Source organism: Pseudomonas sp. 43(2021) (assembly GCF_017490805.1).
Taxonomy (GTDB): domain Bacteria; phylum Pseudomonadota; class Gammaproteobacteria; order Pseudomonadales; family Pseudomonadaceae; genus Aquipseudomonas.
The window spans coordinates 18553-32978 of the sequence record NZ_JAFGYJ010000003.1; the positions used below are offsets into that span (position 1 = coordinate 18553).

The 14426-nt window shown below is 62.8% G+C and carries 11 protein-coding genes and 4 tRNA genes; 14 read left to right on the forward strand and 1 reads right to left on the reverse strand.

Annotation, left to right across the window (positions count from 1 at the left end; all coding sequences use genetic code 11):
• Positions 1–187 precede the first annotated feature (187 nt).
• From J5M71_RS03075 to astE, 7 genes are all read left to right on the forward strand, one after another.
• Complete coding sequence (locus tag J5M71_RS03075; protein WP_207829570.1) at positions 188–1408, forward strand: aspartate aminotransferase family protein; 1221 nt, start codon at positions 188–190, stop codon at positions 1406–1408.
• Between the two features lie 142 nt (positions 1409–1550).
• Entirely contained in the window at positions 1551–2570 is a 1020-nt protein-coding gene (aruF, locus tag J5M71_RS03080) for an arginine/ornithine succinyltransferase subunit alpha (protein ID WP_063912886.1), read from the forward strand.
• Between the two features lie 78 nt (positions 2571–2648).
• On the forward strand, positions 2649–3677 hold the full coding sequence (astA, locus tag J5M71_RS03085; protein ID WP_063912885.1) for an arginine N-succinyltransferase: 1029 nt from the start codon (positions 2649–2651) through the stop codon (positions 3675–3677).
• Complete coding sequence (astD, locus tag J5M71_RS03090; RefSeq protein WP_207829573.1) at positions 3678–5141, forward strand: succinylglutamate-semialdehyde dehydrogenase; 1464 nt, start codon at positions 3678–3680, stop codon at positions 5139–5141.
• A 23-nt stretch (positions 5142–5164) separates the two neighbouring features.
• A complete protein-coding gene (gene astB / locus J5M71_RS03095; RefSeq protein ID WP_063912883.1) occupies positions 5165–6514 on the forward strand; it encodes an N-succinylarginine dihydrolase in 1350 nt (449 codons plus the stop codon).
• A gap of 14 nt (positions 6515–6528) precedes the next feature.
• On the forward strand, positions 6529–6819 hold the full coding sequence (locus tag J5M71_RS03100) for a hypothetical protein (RefSeq protein WP_063912882.1): 291 nt from the start codon (positions 6529–6531) through the stop codon (positions 6817–6819).
• A 10-nt stretch (positions 6820–6829) separates the two neighbouring features.
• Positions 6830–7837 (forward strand): succinylglutamate desuccinylase, encoded by a 1008-nt coding sequence (astE, locus tag J5M71_RS03105; protein ID WP_207830131.1) that lies wholly within the window; start codon positions 6830–6832, stop codon positions 7835–7837.
• A 21-nt stretch (positions 7838–7858) separates the two neighbouring features.
• On the opposite strand, the gene J5M71_RS03110 is transcribed toward astE, so the two are convergent.
• Positions 7859–9136, reverse strand: coding sequence for a M91 family zinc metallopeptidase (locus tag J5M71_RS03110; protein WP_207829576.1), 1278 nt, complete (start codon positions 9134–9136; stop codon positions 7859–7861).
• A gap of 265 nt (positions 9137–9401) precedes the next feature.
• Between J5M71_RS03110 and alaS the strand changes: the two genes are divergently transcribed.
• From alaS to J5M71_RS03145, 7 genes are all read left to right on the forward strand, one after another.
• Positions 9402–12026 carry an alanine--tRNA ligase gene (gene alaS / locus J5M71_RS03115; RefSeq protein ID WP_207829579.1) on the forward strand — a complete coding sequence of 875 codons (2625 nt, stop codon included), beginning with the start codon at positions 9402–9404 and terminating at the stop codon, positions 12024–12026.
• A 102-nt stretch (positions 12027–12128) separates the two neighbouring features.
• Complete coding sequence (locus J5M71_RS03120) at positions 12129–13364, forward strand: aspartate kinase (RefSeq protein ID WP_013973645.1); 1236 nt, start codon at positions 12129–12131, stop codon at positions 13362–13364.
• Positions 13365–13529: 165 nt separating this feature from the next.
• Positions 13530–13718: a carbon storage regulator CsrA gene (gene csrA / locus J5M71_RS03125; RefSeq protein WP_003254503.1), complete on the forward strand. Its 189-nt coding sequence runs from the start codon at positions 13530–13532 to the stop codon at positions 13716–13718.
• A 72-nt stretch (positions 13719–13790) separates the two neighbouring features.
• Positions 13791–13881 (forward strand) — tRNA-Ser (locus J5M71_RS03130).
• A gap of 106 nt (positions 13882–13987) precedes the next feature.
• A tRNA-Arg gene (locus J5M71_RS03135) sits at positions 13988–14064 on the forward strand.
• A 71-nt stretch (positions 14065–14135) separates the two neighbouring features.
• Positions 14136–14212 (forward strand) — tRNA-Arg (locus tag J5M71_RS03140).
• 72 nt (positions 14213–14284) lie between these two features.
• Positions 14285–14361: transfer RNA gene (locus J5M71_RS03145), tRNA-Arg, on the forward strand.
• Positions 14362–14426: the final 65 nt, after the last annotated feature.

The window sequence follows — 14426 nt, forward strand, 5'->3', positions numbered from 1 at the left end:
CAGCCCCCTCTCTCCCGTACACTGCGCGATTGCGACAGTGTTTGTCGCATTGCCGAAAGCCTTGTCAAAACTGGGTTTTGCGCTGTAACAAGTTGTCGCTTGGCCGCAAGGACAGGCGCGGATCAGTCCTTACAATCCCCCCATCGCTCGCCACTTCCAGGCCAGCGTTCCTCTTCAGGAGACTCAGATGTCCGTTGAGCAAGCCCCGGTGCAACGTGCCGATTTCGACCAGGTCATGGTCCCCAACTATTCTCCGGCGGCCTTCATTCCTGTGCGAGGCGAGGGTTCCCGTGTTTGGGACCAGTCAGGTCGCGAGCTGATCGACTTTGCCGGTGGCATCGCGGTCAACGCCCTGGGCCACTGCCACCCGGCACTGGTCAAGGCCCTGACCGAGCAGGCCAACACCCTCTGGCACGTATCCAACGTGTTCACCAACGAGCCGGCCCTGCGCCTGGCCCACAAGCTGGTGGACGCTACCTTTGCCGACCGTGCGTTCTTCTGCAACTCCGGCGCCGAATCCAACGAGGCCGCCTTCAAGCTGGCCCGTCGCGTTGCCCATGACCGCTTCGGCCCGGAAAAGCACGAAATCATCGCCACCGTGAACAGCTTCCACGGCCGTACCCTGTTCACCGTCAGCGTCGGTGGCCAGCCGAAGTACTCCGACGGCTTCGGCCCGAAGATCACCGGCATCAGCCATGTGCCGTACAACGACCTGGAAGCGCTGAAGGCACAGATTTCCGACAAGACCTGCGCCGTGGTGATCGAGCCGATCCAGGGCGAGAGCGGCGTGGTACCGGCCGACAAGGCCTACCTGGAAGGCGCGCGCAAACTGTGTGACGAACACAACGCCCTGCTGATCTTCGACGAAGTGCAGACCGGCGTGGGCCGTACCGGTTCGCTGTATGCCTACCAGCACTACGGCGTGACCCCGGACATCCTGACCAGCGCCAAGAGCCTGGGCGGCGGTTTCCCGATCGGCGCCATGCTGACCACCACCGAGCTGGCCAAGCACCTGGCCGTCGGCACCCACGGTACCACCTACGGCGGCAACCCGCTGGGCTGCGCCGTTGCCTGCGCGGTGCTGGACGTGGTCAACACTCCGGAAACCCTGGGCGGCATCAAGACCAAGCATGAGCGCTTCAAGGCCCGTCTGGAGCAGATCGGCCAGAAGTACAACCTGTTCAGCCAGGTGCGTGGCGTTGGTCTGCTGCTGGGCTGCGTGCTGACCGAGGCCTGGAAAGGCAAGGCCAAGGACGTGCTCAACGCTGCCGAGAAAGAAGGCGTGATGGTGCTGCAGGCCGGCCCGGACGTGGTCCGCTTCGCGCCAAGCCTGGTGGTTGAAGACGCCGACATCGATGAAGGCCTGGACCGCTTCGAGCGCGCCGTGGCTACCCTGACCCAGGGCTGATCCGCCTGCTGTCCCCTCACCGGCCACGGCGCAGGCTCAGCCCGTGCCTGGGCCGGTGATACCCGATTCCAGTGCAGGTGCCAATGCACCTGCCGTTTTTCCGTGCCGCCGTGAGCGGCCCGTATTCCAAAGGAGTGACACCATGCTGGTGATGCGCCCCGCGCAAATGGCTGATCTGAACGAAGTGCAGCGCATGGCTGCAGACAGCCCCATTGGTGTCACCTCGTTGCCGGACGACGCTGCTCGCCTGGGCGACAAGATCGCCGCTTCCGAGACTTCCTTCGCCGCCGAGGTCAGCTTCAACGGTGAAGAAAGCTACTTCTTCGTGCTCGAAGACAGCGAAACCGGCAAGCTGGCCGGCTGCTCGGCCATCGTCGCTTCGGCCGGCTATTCCGAGCCGTTCTACAGCTTTCGTAACGAGACCTTCGTGCATGCCTCGCGCGAGCTGAAGATCCACAACAAGATCCACGTGCTGTCGCTGTGTCACGACCTGACCGGCAACAGCCTGCTGACCAGCTTCTATGTGCTGCCGGAACTGGTGAACAGTGCCTGGGCCGAGCTCAATTCGCGTGGCCGCCTGCTGTTCATGGCCGCGCACCCGGAGCGTTTCGCCGACTCGGTGGTGACCGAGATCGTCGGCTACAGCGACGAACAGGGTGAATCGCCGTTCTGGGATGCCATCGGCCGCAACTTCTTCGACCTCAACTACGCCGACGCCGAGCGCCTGTGCGGCCTGAAGAGCCGCACCTTCCTCGCCGAGCTGATGCCGCACTACCCGATCTACGTACCGCTGCTGCCGGACCTGGCGCAAGAGGCTATGGGCCAGGTGCACCCGCGTGCGCAGATTACCTTCGACATCCTCATGCGCGAAGGCTTCGAGACCGAGCACTACATCGACATCTTCGACGGTGGCCCGACCCTGCATGCGCGTACCTCGGGTATCCGCTCGATCGCCCAGAGCCGGGTGGTGCCGGTGAAGATCGAGGACGCGCCGGTCAAGGGCGGGCGCCCATACCTGGTGTGCAACGGCCAGTTGCAGGACTACCGCGCAGTGTTGCTGGACCTGGACTGGGTGCCTGGCAAGCCGGTCAGCCTGAACCTGGCTGCCGCCGAGGCGCTGGGGGTGGGCGAGGGTGCCAGCGTGCGCCTGGTCGCGGTCTGAGGTCTGGCAACAGACGTTTGCGGATTGATGCGTTAGCAGAGTTTCGCGCCGGCTGCCGCCGTCGCACAAGGAGATAGCATGATCGTTCGTCCTGTACGCAGCAGCGATTTGCCTGCGTTGATCGAATTGGCACGCAGCACCGGGACCACCGGGCTGACCACGCTGCCGGCCAACGAAGAGCGCCTGGGGCATCGCGTTGGCTGGGCGGAAAAAAGCTTCCGTGGCGAAGCCGAGCGCGCCGACACCGACTACCTGTTCGTGCTGGAAAACGACGAAGGCCTGGTGGTTGGCATCAGTGCCATCGCCGGTGCCGTCGGCCTGCGCGAGCCCTGGTACAACTACCGGGTCGGCCTGACCGTCAGCGCCTCGCAGGAGCTGAAGATCTACCGCGAAATCCCCACCCTGTTCCTGGCCAACGACCTGACTGGCAACTCCGAACTGTGCTCGCTGTTCCTGCGCAGCGACTACCGCTCTGGCCTCAATGGCCGCCTGTTGTCGCGGGCGCGCATGCTGTTCATGGCCGAGTTCCCCGAGCTGTTCGGCAAGAAGATCATTGCCGAAATGCGCGGCATGTCCGACGAGCAGGGCCGCTCGCCGTTCTGGGAAAGCCTGGGCCGGCACTTCTTCAAGATGGAGTTCAGCCAGGCCGACTACCTCACCGGCGTGGGCAACAAGTCGTTCATTGCCGAGCTGATGCCGAAGTTCCCGCTGTATACCTGCTTCCTGTCCGAGGCAGCGCGCAACGTGATCGGCCGTGTGCACAAAGACACCGAGCCGGCGCTGGCGATGCTCAAGCAGGAAGGCTTCAACTACCAAGGCTACGTCGACATTTTCGATGCCGGCCCTGCCATCGAGTGCGACACCGACAAGATCCGCGCCGTACGCGAAAGCCAGACCCTGGTGCTGGCCGTGGGCACACCGGGCGATGACGCCACTCCTTACATCATTCACAACCGCAAGCGCGACGACTGCCGCATCACGGCTGCACCTGCGCGGTTGGCCGCCGGTACCCTGGTGGTCGACCCCTTGACGGCCAAGCGCCTGCGCATGGGTGCCGGCGACAACGTGCGCGCGGTGCCGCTGTCGGCAAGCCGGGAGGCCAAATAAATGACCACGCATTACATCGCAGGCAACTGGCAGGCCGGCCAGGGCGAAACCCTGCAGTCGCTCAACCCGGTGACGCAAGCTGTCGTATGGGAGGGGCAGGGCGCCGACGCCAGCCAGGTGGAGGCTGCCGTGCAGGCTGCGCGCCATGCCTTCCCGGCCTGGGCGCAGCTGAGCCTGGACGCGCGCATCGATGTGCTGGAGAAGTTCGCCTCGCAACTGAAGGCGCATGCCGAAGCGATGGCCCAGTGCATTGGCGAGGAAACCGGCAAGCCCCTGTGGGAGTCGGCGACCGAAGTCACCAGCATGATCAACAAGGTGGCGATCTCGGTGCAGAGCTATCGCGAGCGCACCGGCGAAAAGAGCGGCCCGCTGGCCGATGCCACGGCCGTGCTGCGGCACAAGCCCCACGGTGTGGTGGCGGTGTTCGGCCCGTACAACTTCCCCGGCCACCTGCCCAACGGCCATATCGTGCCGGCGCTGCTGGCGGGCAACTGCGTGGTGTTCAAGCCCAGTGAGCTGACGCCCAAGGTCGCCGAACTGACCGTCAATTGCTGGATTGCCGCCGGGCTGCCGGCGGGTGTGCTCAACCTGGTGCAGGGCGCGCGTGAAACCGGTGTGGCGCTGGCCGCCAACCCGGGCATCGATGGCCTGTTCTTCACCGGCTCCAGCCGCACCGGCAACCTGCTGCACCAGCAGTTCGCCGGCCGCCCGGACAAGATCCTGGCCCTGGAAATGGGTGGCAACAACCCGCTGGTGGTGGATGAGGTCAAGGACCTCGATGCGGCGGTGTACACCATTATCCAGTCGGCGTTCATTTCCGCCGGCCAGCGCTGCACCTGTGCCCGTCGTCTGCTGGTACCGCAAGGCGCCTGGGGCGATGCGCTGATCGCGCGGCTGGTCGAGGTGAGCAGATCCATCACGGTTGGCGCGTTCGACCAGCAGCCGGCGCCGTTCATGGGCTCGGTGATTTCGCTGCAGGCGGCGCGGGCGCTGATTGCGGCCCAGGCCGAACTGGTCGCCAAGGGGGGCGTGAAACTGCTGGAAATGACCCAGCCGCAGGCCGACGCAGCACTGCTGACCCCAGGCATCGTCGATGTCACCGCTGTGGCCGAGCGCCCGGACGAAGAGTTCTTCGGCCCGCTGTTGCAGGTGATCCGCTACGCCGACTTCGATGCTGCCATCGATGAGGCCAACAACACCCAGTACGGCCTGGCCGCCGGCTTGCTGTCCGATTCCCGTGCCCGTTACCAGTACTTCTGGCTGCGCAGTCGCGCAGGCATCGTCAACTGGAACAAGCAACTGACCGGTGCCGCCAGCAGTGCGCCGTTCGGCGGCGTGGGTGCCAGTGGCAACCATCGCGCCAGCGCCTATTACGCGGCAGACTACTGCGCGTACCCCGTGGCTTCGCTGGAGACCGCCAGCCTTGCCTTGCCGGCAACCCTGACGCCGGGCGTCACCCTATAACAACAGGTCACGGAGCCTAGCCGATGAAATCCTACGAAGTGAATTTTGATGGCCTGGTGGGGCCTACCCACAACTATGGCGGCCTGTCCTACGGCAACGTGGCTTCGCAGAGCAACAGCCAACAGGCTTCCAACCCGCGCGAAGCTGCGCGCCAGGGCCTGGCGAAGATGAAAGCGCTGGCCGACATGGGCTTCAAGCAGGGCGTGCTGGCGCCGCAGGAGCGCCCGGACGTGGCCGCACTGCGCCGCCTGGGCTTCAGCGGCAGCGATGCCGAAGTGATCCAGCGCGCCGCCAGGGAGGCCATGCCATTGCTGGTGGCCAGCTGCTCGGCCTCGAGCATGTGGGTGGCCAACGCCGCCACGGTCAGCCCCAGTGCCGACACCGCCGACGGCCGCGTGCACTTCACTGCTGCCAACCTCAACTGCAAGTACCACCGCAGCATCGAGCACCCGACCACCAGCCGCGTGCTGGGTGCCATGTTCAGCAACGACAAACACTTTGCCCACCACGCAGCGCTGCCTGCCGTGGCGCAGTTCGGTGACGAGGGCGCAGCCAACCACACGCGCTTCTGCCGTGCGTACGGCGAGGCCGGCGTGGAGTTCTTCGTCTACGGCCGCAGTGCCTTCGACAGCCGCTTCCCGGCACCGCAGAAGTACCCGGCCCGGCAAACCCTGGAAGCCTCCCAGGCCGTGGCTCGGCTGCATGGCCTGAGCGATGACGGCGTGGTCTACGCTCAACAGAACCCGGCCGTGATCGACCAGGGCGTATTCCACAACGATGTGATTTCGGTGGGCAACGGCGAGGTGCTGTTCTACCACGAGGACGCGTTCCTCGAGACCGACGCGGTACTTGGCCAGCTGCGGGCTAAACTGGCCAGCAAGGGTGGCAACTTCCAGGCCATCTGCGTGCCGCGGGCAGCGGTGACGGTGGAGGACGCGGTGCGTTCCTACCTGTTCAACAGCCAGCTGCTCAGCCGCGACGACGGCTCCATGCTGCTGGTGGTGCCGGAAGAGTGCCGCAACAACGAGCGGGTCTGGGCCTACCTCGGCCAGCTGACCGCCCAGGGCGGCGCGGTGAAGGAGGTCAAGGTGTTCGACCTCAAGCAGAGCATGCAGAACGGCGGTGGGCCGGCTTGCCTGCGTTTGCGCGTGGCGTTGAAGGAAACGGAACTGGCAGCGGTCAACCAAGGCGTTATCATGACCGCCTCGCTGTACGACACCCTGGTGCAGTGGGTCGACAAGCACTACCGCGATCGCCTTGGCGAAGCGGACCTGGCCGACCCGCAGCTACTGGTGGAATGCCGTACGGCACTGGACGAATTGACCCAGATCCTGAAGTTGGGCTCGGTGTATCCGTTCCAACGCCAACCTTGAAGAGAGACTTTGCAATGACCGACGCCCTGCGCCTGATCCTCGAAGATGAAGACGGCACCCAGCTGGAAACTTCCTGCACCCGCTTTGCCGTGGTCTGGCAGGGCAAGGAAGTGTGGATTCAGCAGGATGGCCGTGGCCAGCTGCTGATCGGCGTGGATGTCGAGGAAGACGACACCGAGTACGCCAACCTGCTATTGCGTCCGATGGCCACCAACCTGGTCAGCCTGCAGCTGGAAATGGAGCCGGCTGAAGTCGCTGAAGACGACGATCACGTCCATGGCCCTGACTGCGGCCACCACCACTAAGGAAGTCCCTATGCTCGCCCTTGGCAAATTGCTTGAGCTGACCCTCACCGATCACGAACCGGCCGAGAAGACCCAAGTGACACCCAAGGGCGCGCGTTTGCGCTGGCTGGGGGAGGGCGCGCTCGAAGTGCGCCCGGCCGAAAACGAGGATTGCGGGCTGGACTTGCTGTTGTCCGCCGGCATCCATGGCAACGAAACGGCACCGATCGAGTTGCTCGAGCGGCTGCTGCATGGCGTGGCCAACGGCAAGATCCTACCCAAGGCGCGGGTGCTGTTCCTGTTCGGCAACCCGGCTGCGATCCGTAAGGGCGAGCGCTTCATCGAGCAGGACATCAACCGCCTGTTCAACGGGCGCCACGAGCTGTCCAGTGGCCTCGAGGCATTGCGTGCCGCCGAGCTGGAACAGTTCGCCCGGGTGTTCTTCAGCAAGCCGGGGCGCAGCCGCCTGCATTACGACCTGCATACTGCCATCCGAGGCTCGAAGATCGAGCAGTTCGCCTTGTACCCCTATAAAGAGGGGCGCAAGCACTCCCGTCGCGAGCTGGCACGCCTGGCGGCGGCGGGCATGGAGGCGGTGTTGTTGCAAAGCAAGTCTTCCATTACCTTCAGCGCCTTCACCTACGAGCAGCTCGAGGCCGAAGCCTTCACCCTGGAGCTGGGCAAGGCTCGACCGTTTGGCCAGAACGAGCTGGTCAACCTCGACAAGCTGGAAGCGCGGCTGATCCACATCATCGAAGACACCGAGCCGCAGGGCGAAAGCTCGCTGGATGGCCTGCAACTGTTCAGTGTCTCCCGCGAGATCATCAAGCACAGCGACAGCTTCCACCTGCACTTGCCGGCGGACATCGAGAATTTCTCCGAGCTGAGCAAGGGTTACCTGCTGGCCGAAGACCTGGCCGAAACACGCTGGGTGGTCGAGGAGGAAGGGGCACGCATCATCTTCCCCAACCCCAAGGTCAAGAATGGCCTCAGGGCGGGGATTCTGATCGTGCCCGACTCCGGTCAGCGACTAGGCTGAGCTTGCCGCAATGGCCGGGGCTTACGCCTGTGTGCGCAGCTCCAGTTGTAGCGCCTGCCGTAGCCCGTTTTCAGTGAAGTCGGGTGGATTGGTGTTCAGGGCGGTGCTGGTGTCGAATGTGAACTTGCAATCGGTAGGCAAGCCGATGCTCTGTAGCAGCAGGTTGTCCACCGGATAAACGCCGTTTTTTCCTTGAACCTCTGTCTGGCCTGGAAAGACGGTTCCTGACACCGAGTTCCAGCCTTGGCACAGGCAGCGGTACAGGTCGAGTAGTGGCAGTTGCGCAGCGGTCGACCAGCCTGGGTTGTAGGCCAGGGTGCCACCGCTGTAACCCCAGCTGCTCTGGCTTTCATCGATGATGAAGTGGCCTTCGTCTTCATCCTCTTCATGATCGCTGGGTGTATAGGCGGTGAACTGGTGCCTGGAAGCTTCGATCACGCTGATCGGGTTCCCGGACTGCCCGGCTTTTTCATCCAGGCCCGCCAGCAGCGCCTGGCCGCAGGGGAGTTTGCGCAGTAGCTCCAGTGCGTCCTGAACCGCTTGCCGGAAATGGTCGCTACCTGTCACTCGGATGCCGACGTTGCCCAGGGACTGGTGTTCGGCCGCGACAGGTCTGGCCAGTTGCGCATCGTTTTCGGTATTGCGGTAGAGCTCTACCCTGGAAGATTCACGGCCAAGCAAGCGGTGCCCCGTGACGTTGACAACCGCGTCGCCTTTGTCGATGAGCACCGGGCCGCTACCCGCCACAATCTGGTGCGTGCCGGTGTGGGCATCGATGTGGACGATACCTGCGCCTGTCTCGATTTTGTTGCCGCTCCCTATCATGTCGATCAGCACCGTCTTCTTCACCTCCGGGGCGATGACAAGGTGGTGATTGCCATCCGTGAGGCGAATGGCAATGGCTTGAGCGGTATGCGCGGCGACCATGAATACTGCATCGTTGATGGTCACTTCCAGCAGGCATTCGCCAGGGGCGATACGTACCCGCTTTTTTTGCTCTTCCGGGCGCAGCACGCGCGGGGCCACGTTGAAGACCAGCAGCTCGCTGTTCTGTGTGTTGCGGTGATAGCGCCGCCCCAATGGATAGGTGCGCTCCAGGGTGATTCGCACATTGGTGTCAGCCTGGATGTACTTGACCTCGGTCTGCTGCTGAGGGTTCTTTTCATTGTCGAAAGCGGTCTGGGCGTAACCAGGTCGGCGAGCGTCGATGTAGTAGATCGGGTTCGGATTGGCCAGGATGGCCTTGTGGGGCAGCGGGTGTGGGTCCGAGTGGAGTTTGGACAGATCTGGCTCAGGCATCGTGTGCTCCGGAATCAGGGATGGGGGAGCATCCTCCCATCGCGCCCGGGGGCTCAGGTGTTGTTTATGTATAGCCTGCCTAACCCGTCAGGCTCGCTTTGCGGTGTTGGTCATGTCCATGAACGCCTTTTCATCCGCCGATTGCTGTTCTGGTGTACAAACACGCTGTATCTCCTGTTCAGGCTAGCTATAATGGCGCCCTTTGCCGTCGTTTCGTCGATTCGACGTATTAGCCCAAACGGCCGCCGTTTCCGTGGAAGAACCTATGAAAAGCGCAGAAATCCGTGAAGCCTTCCTTCGCTTCTTCGAAGAGCAGGGACATACCCGAGTCGCCTCCAGTTCGCTGATCCCGAACAACGACCCGACCCTGCTGTTCACCAACGCCGGCATGAACCAGTTCAAGGACTGCTTCCTCGGTGCGGAGAAGCGTGCCTACACCCGTGCCGTCAGCAGCCAGAAGTGCGTGCGCGCCGGTGGCAAGCACAACGACCTGGAAAACGTCGGTTACACCGCGCGTCACCACACCTTCTTCGAAATGCTGGGCAACTTCAGCTTCGGCGACTATTTCAAGCGCGACGCCATTACTTTCGCCTGGACCTTCCTGACTTCGGAAAAATGGCTGAACCTGCCCAAGGAAAAGCTCTGGGTCACCGTCTACGCCACTGACGACGAAGCCTACGATATCTGGACCAAGGAAGTCGGCGTGCCGGCCGAGCGCATGGTGCGCATCGGCGACAACAAGGGCGCCCCATACGCCTCCGACAACTTCTGGACCATGGGCGACACCGGCCCGTGCGGCCCATGCACCGAGATCTTCTACGACCACGGCCCGGACATCTGGGGCGGCCCACCCGGCTCGCCGGAAGAAGACGGCGATCGCTACATCGAGATCTGGAACAACGTCTTCATGCAGTTCAACCGCACCGCCGACGGCGTGCTGCACCCGCTGCCAGCGCCGTCGGTGGACACCGGCATGGGCCTGGAGCGCGTCAGCGCCGTGCTGCAGCACGTGCACTCGAACTACGAGATCGACCTGTTCCAGAACCTGCTGGCGGCCGCGGCCAAGGCCATCGGTTGCAGCAATGACGGCCAGGCCTCGCTGAAAGTGGTCGCCGACCACATCCGTTCGTGCGGCTTCCTGATTGCCGACGGCGTGCTGCCGTCCAACGAAGGCCGTGGCTACGTACTGCGCCGCATCATTCGCCGCGCCTGCCGCCACGGTAACAAGCTGGGCGCCAAAGGCAGCTTCTTCTACCAGATCGTTGCCGCGCTGGTTGCTGAAATGGGCGAGGCCTTCCCGGAACTGAACAGCCAGCAGGCGCACATCGAGCGCGTGCTCAAGGCTGAAGAAGAACAGTTCGCCAAGACCCTGGAGCAGGGCCTGCGCATCCTCGAGCAGGACCTGGCCCAGCTCAAGGGCGAAGTAGTGCCGGGCGACGTGGTGTTCAAGCTGTACGACACCTACGGTTTCCCGATGGACCTGACCGCCGATATCGCCCGCGAGCGCGAGCTGACCATCGACGAGGCCGGCTTCGAACGCGAGATGGACGCCCAGCGTGAGCGTGCCCGTTCTGCCAGCGCCTTCGGCATGGACTACAACAGCCTGGTCAAGGTCGACAGCGCCACCGAGTTCCTCGGCTACGATGCCACCGAGGGCCAGGGCAAGATCATCGCCCTGTACAAGGACGGCCAGGCCGTCGACCAGCTGGGCGAAGGCGAGCAAGGCGTGGTCGTGCTCGACCGCACGCCGTTCTACGCCGAGTCCGGTGGCCAGGTGGGTGACACCGGCTTCCTGCAGGCCGGTGCTGCGCGCTTCGACGTGCGCGACACCACCAAGACCGGCGGTGCCTTCCTGCACCACGGCGTGGTTGCCAGCGGTGCGCTGGTGATCGGTTCGCCAGTCGTGGCCAAGGTCGATGCCGACGTGCAGCACGCCACCTCGCTGAACCACTCCGCCACCCACCTGCTGCACGAAGCGCTGCGCCAGGTACTGGGCGAGCACGTACAGCAGAAAGGCTCACTGGTCGACAGCCAGCGCCTGCGTTTCGACTTCAGCCACTTCGAGGCGGTGAAACCAGAGCAGATCAAGGCCCTGGAAGACATCGTCAACCGCGAAGTGCGCAAGAACACTGCGGTGGAAACCGAACTGACCGACATCGAAACCGCCAAGGCCAAGGGTGCCATGGCGCTGTTCGGCGAGAAGTACGGCGACACCGTGCGTGTGCTGAGCATGGGCGGCGATTTCTCGGTGGAGCTGTGCGGCGGTATCCACGCCAAGCGCACCGGTGACATCAGCCTGTTCAAGATCATCAGCGAAGGCGGCGTGGCTTCTGGCGTGCGCCGTATCGAAGCGGTCACCGGCGCTGCTGCGCTGGCCTACCTGAACGCTGCCGAAGAGCAGGTCAAGGAAGCCGCACAGCTGGTGAAGGGTAACCGCGACAACCTGATCGACAAGCTGTCGGCTGTGCTCGAGCGCAACCGCCAGCTGGAGAAGCAGCTGGAACAGCTGCAGGCCAAGGCCGCCAGCGCCGCCGGGGACGATCTCTCCAACGCGGCCGTTGAGGTCAAAGGCGCCAAGGTGCTCGCCGCCCGCCTGGATGGGCAGGACGGCAAGGCCCTGCTGGCGCTGGTCGATCAGCTGAAGAACAAGCTCGGCCATGCAGTGATCCTGCTGGGCAGCGAGCATGAGGGCAAGGTCGTGCTGGTGGCCGGTGTGACCAAGGACCTCTCCAGCCAACTCAAGGCTGGCGATCTGATGAAACAAGCCGCTGCGGCGGTGGGTGGCAAGGGCGGTGGCCGTCCGGACATGGCCCAGGGTGGTGGCGTCGACGTCGCTGCACTGGACCAGGCCCTGGCGCTGGCCGTGCCATTCGCAGAGCAGGGACTTTGAGATGAGGGGGCCGGCGGTCTAGTGGCCACACAGGCCACTCCTGCCGGCCTCTTCATGTTGGATTGTTTTTTGGGGCCCTGTATGGGCTGAGGCACCATTGAAATGGCGTTGATCGTACAGAAATTTGGCGGCACCTCTGTCGGTTCCATCGAGCGGATCGAGCAGGTAGCCGATAAGGTCAAGAAACACCGTGAGGCGGGCGACGACCTGGTGGTTGTGTTGTCGGCCATGAGCGGTGAAACCAATCGCCTGATCGACCTGGCCAAGCAGATCACCGATCAGCCGGTTCCGCGTGAACTGGACGTGATCGTGTCGACCGGTGAGCAGGTCACCATTGCCTTGCTGACCATGGCCTTGATCAAGCGTGGTGTGCCAGCGGTGTCCTACACCGGCAACCAGGTGCGCATTCTCACCGACAGCGCGCACAACAAGGCGCGCATCCTGCAGATCGACGACCAGAAGATTCGTGCCGACCTCAAGGAAGGCCGCGTGGTCGTGGTGGCGGGCTTCCAGGGCGTCGACGAGCACGGCAGCATCACCACCCTGGGCCGTGGCGGCTCCGACACCACGGGCGTGGCCCTGGCGGCTGCGCTGAAGGCTGACGAGTGCCAGATCTACACCGACGTCGATGGCGTCTACACCACCGACCCGCGCGTTGTGCCACAGGCCCAGCGCCTGGAGAAGATCACCTTCGAAGAGATGCTGGAAATGGCCAGCCTCGGTTCCAAGGTGCTGCAGATCCGTTCGGTGGAGTTCGCCGGCAAGTACAACGTTCCGCTGCGCGTGCTGCACAGCTTCAAGGAGGGTCCGGGTACCCTCATTACCATTGATGAAGAGGAATCCATGGAACAGCCGATCATTTCCGGTATCGCCTTCAACCGTGATGAAGCCAAGCTGACCATTCGCGGCGTGCCGGACACCCCGGGCGTGGCCTTCAAGATCCTCGGCCCGATCAGCGCCTCGAACATCGAGGTCGACATGATCGTGCAGAACGTTGCCCACGATAACACCACCGACTTCACCTTCACCGTACACCGCAACGAGTACGAGAAGGCGCAGAGCGTGCTGGAAAACACTGCCCGCGAAATCGGTGCCCGTGAAGTGATCGGCGACACCAAGATCGCCAAGGTTTCGATCGTCGGCGTCGGCATGCGTTCGCACGCCGGTGTTGCCAGCCGCATGTTCGAAGCCCTGGCCAAGGAGAGCATCAACATCCAGATGATCTCCACCTCCGAGATCAAGGTTTCGGTCGTGATCGAAGAGAAGTACCTGGAGCTGGCCGTACGCGCGCTGCACACCGCGTTCGAGCTCGACGCTCCGGCACGACAGAGCGAGTAATACGCTGCCTGGAAGGGCGCGGCTTGCCGCGCCCTTCGCGTTTCTGCTCGCCACGCAGGCCTGTCCTGCCCTGTGTGGCGATCAACCGGGCCCTGGTCGTCGTCCACGACCAGGCCGCGACACCCAAGACTGTTACCCCTGAATGTTTTGCGTAAGGAGAAAGCTATGTTGATTCTGACTCGTCGGTGCGCCGAGAGCCTGATCATTGGAGACGGCGAGATCACCGTGACGGTGCTCGGCGTCAAAGGCAACCAGGTGCGTATTGGCGTCAGCGCCCCGAAAGAAGTGGCTGTGCACCGCGAAGAAATCTACCTGCGGATCAAGAAAGAGAAGGACGAGGAGCCAAGCCTTTAATTTTTTTGAAGTTTTTTTCAAAAAAAGGGTTGCAAACGAGGAAGAGCCTGTTTAATATTCGCCTCGTGTTGCGGTGAGGTGGCCGAGTGGCCGAAGGCGCTCCCCTGCTAAGGGAGTATACCTCATAAGGGTATCGGGGGTTCGAATCCCCCCTTCACCGCCATTATTCGCTTAGGGCGCTGTAAACAGTAAGAACGCTAAGTAGTTGATTTTAAACGAAAAAGTTCTTGCAAAAATGTTTCAGCGACCTATAATGCGCGGCAAGACACGGACTCATAGCTCAGCTGGATAGAGTACTCGGCTACGAACCGAGCGGTCGGAGGTTCGAATCCTCCTGAGTCCGCCACTTTTGAAGTGGCTTTGCTTGCAAGGCTGCTTCAAACAACCAGTGGTAACCTGGTCTAAAACTACCATCGCGGACTCATAGCTCAGCTGGATAGAGTACTCGGCTACGAACCGAGCGGTCGCAGGTTCGAATCCTGCTGAGTCCGCCACTTTTTGAAGTGGCTCTGCTTGCAAGGGCGCTTCAACCAACCAGTGGTAACCTGGTCTAAAACTACCACCACGGACTCATAGCTCAGCTGGATAGAGTACTCGGCTACGAACCGAGCGGTCGGAGGTTCGAATCCTCCTGAGTCCGCCACACCCAATCAAGAAGCCCGCTCAATTGAGCGGGCTTTTTGTTTTTCTGCGCCAATGAATTGTTGG

Bases quoted from the DNA above. Each gene is read 5' to 3' on its own strand.
- J5M71_RS03075 (WP_207829570.1), top strand. From the start codon at position 188: ATGTCCGTTGAGCAAGCCCCGGTGCAACGTGCCGATTTCGACCAGGTC.
- aruF (WP_063912886.1), top strand. From the start codon at position 1,551: ATGCTGGTGATGCGCCCCGCGCAAATGGCTGATCTGAACGAAGTGCAG.
- astA (WP_063912885.1), top strand. From the start codon at position 2,649: ATGATCGTTCGTCCTGTACGCAGCAGCGATTTGCCTGCGTTGATCGAA.
- astD (WP_207829573.1), top strand. From the start codon at position 3,678: ATGACCACGCATTACATCGCAGGCAACTGGCAGGCCGGCCAGGGCGAA.
- astB (WP_063912883.1), top strand. From the start codon at position 5,165: ATGAAATCCTACGAAGTGAATTTTGATGGCCTGGTGGGGCCTACCCAC.
- J5M71_RS03100 (WP_063912882.1), top strand. From the start codon at position 6,529: ATGACCGACGCCCTGCGCCTGATCCTCGAAGATGAAGACGGCACCCAG.
- astE (WP_207830131.1), top strand. From the start codon at position 6,830: ATGCTCGCCCTTGGCAAATTGCTTGAGCTGACCCTCACCGATCACGAA.
- J5M71_RS03110 (WP_207829576.1), bottom strand. From the start codon at position 9,136: ATGCCTGAGCCAGATCTGTCCAAACTCCACTCGGACCCACACCCGCTG.
- alaS (WP_207829579.1), top strand. From the start codon at position 9,402: ATGAAAAGCGCAGAAATCCGTGAAGCCTTCCTTCGCTTCTTCGAAGAG.
- J5M71_RS03120 (WP_013973645.1), top strand. From the start codon at position 12,129: ATGGCGTTGATCGTACAGAAATTTGGCGGCACCTCTGTCGGTTCCATC.
- csrA (WP_003254503.1), top strand. From the start codon at position 13,530: ATGTTGATTCTGACTCGTCGGTGCGCCGAGAGCCTGATCATTGGAGAC.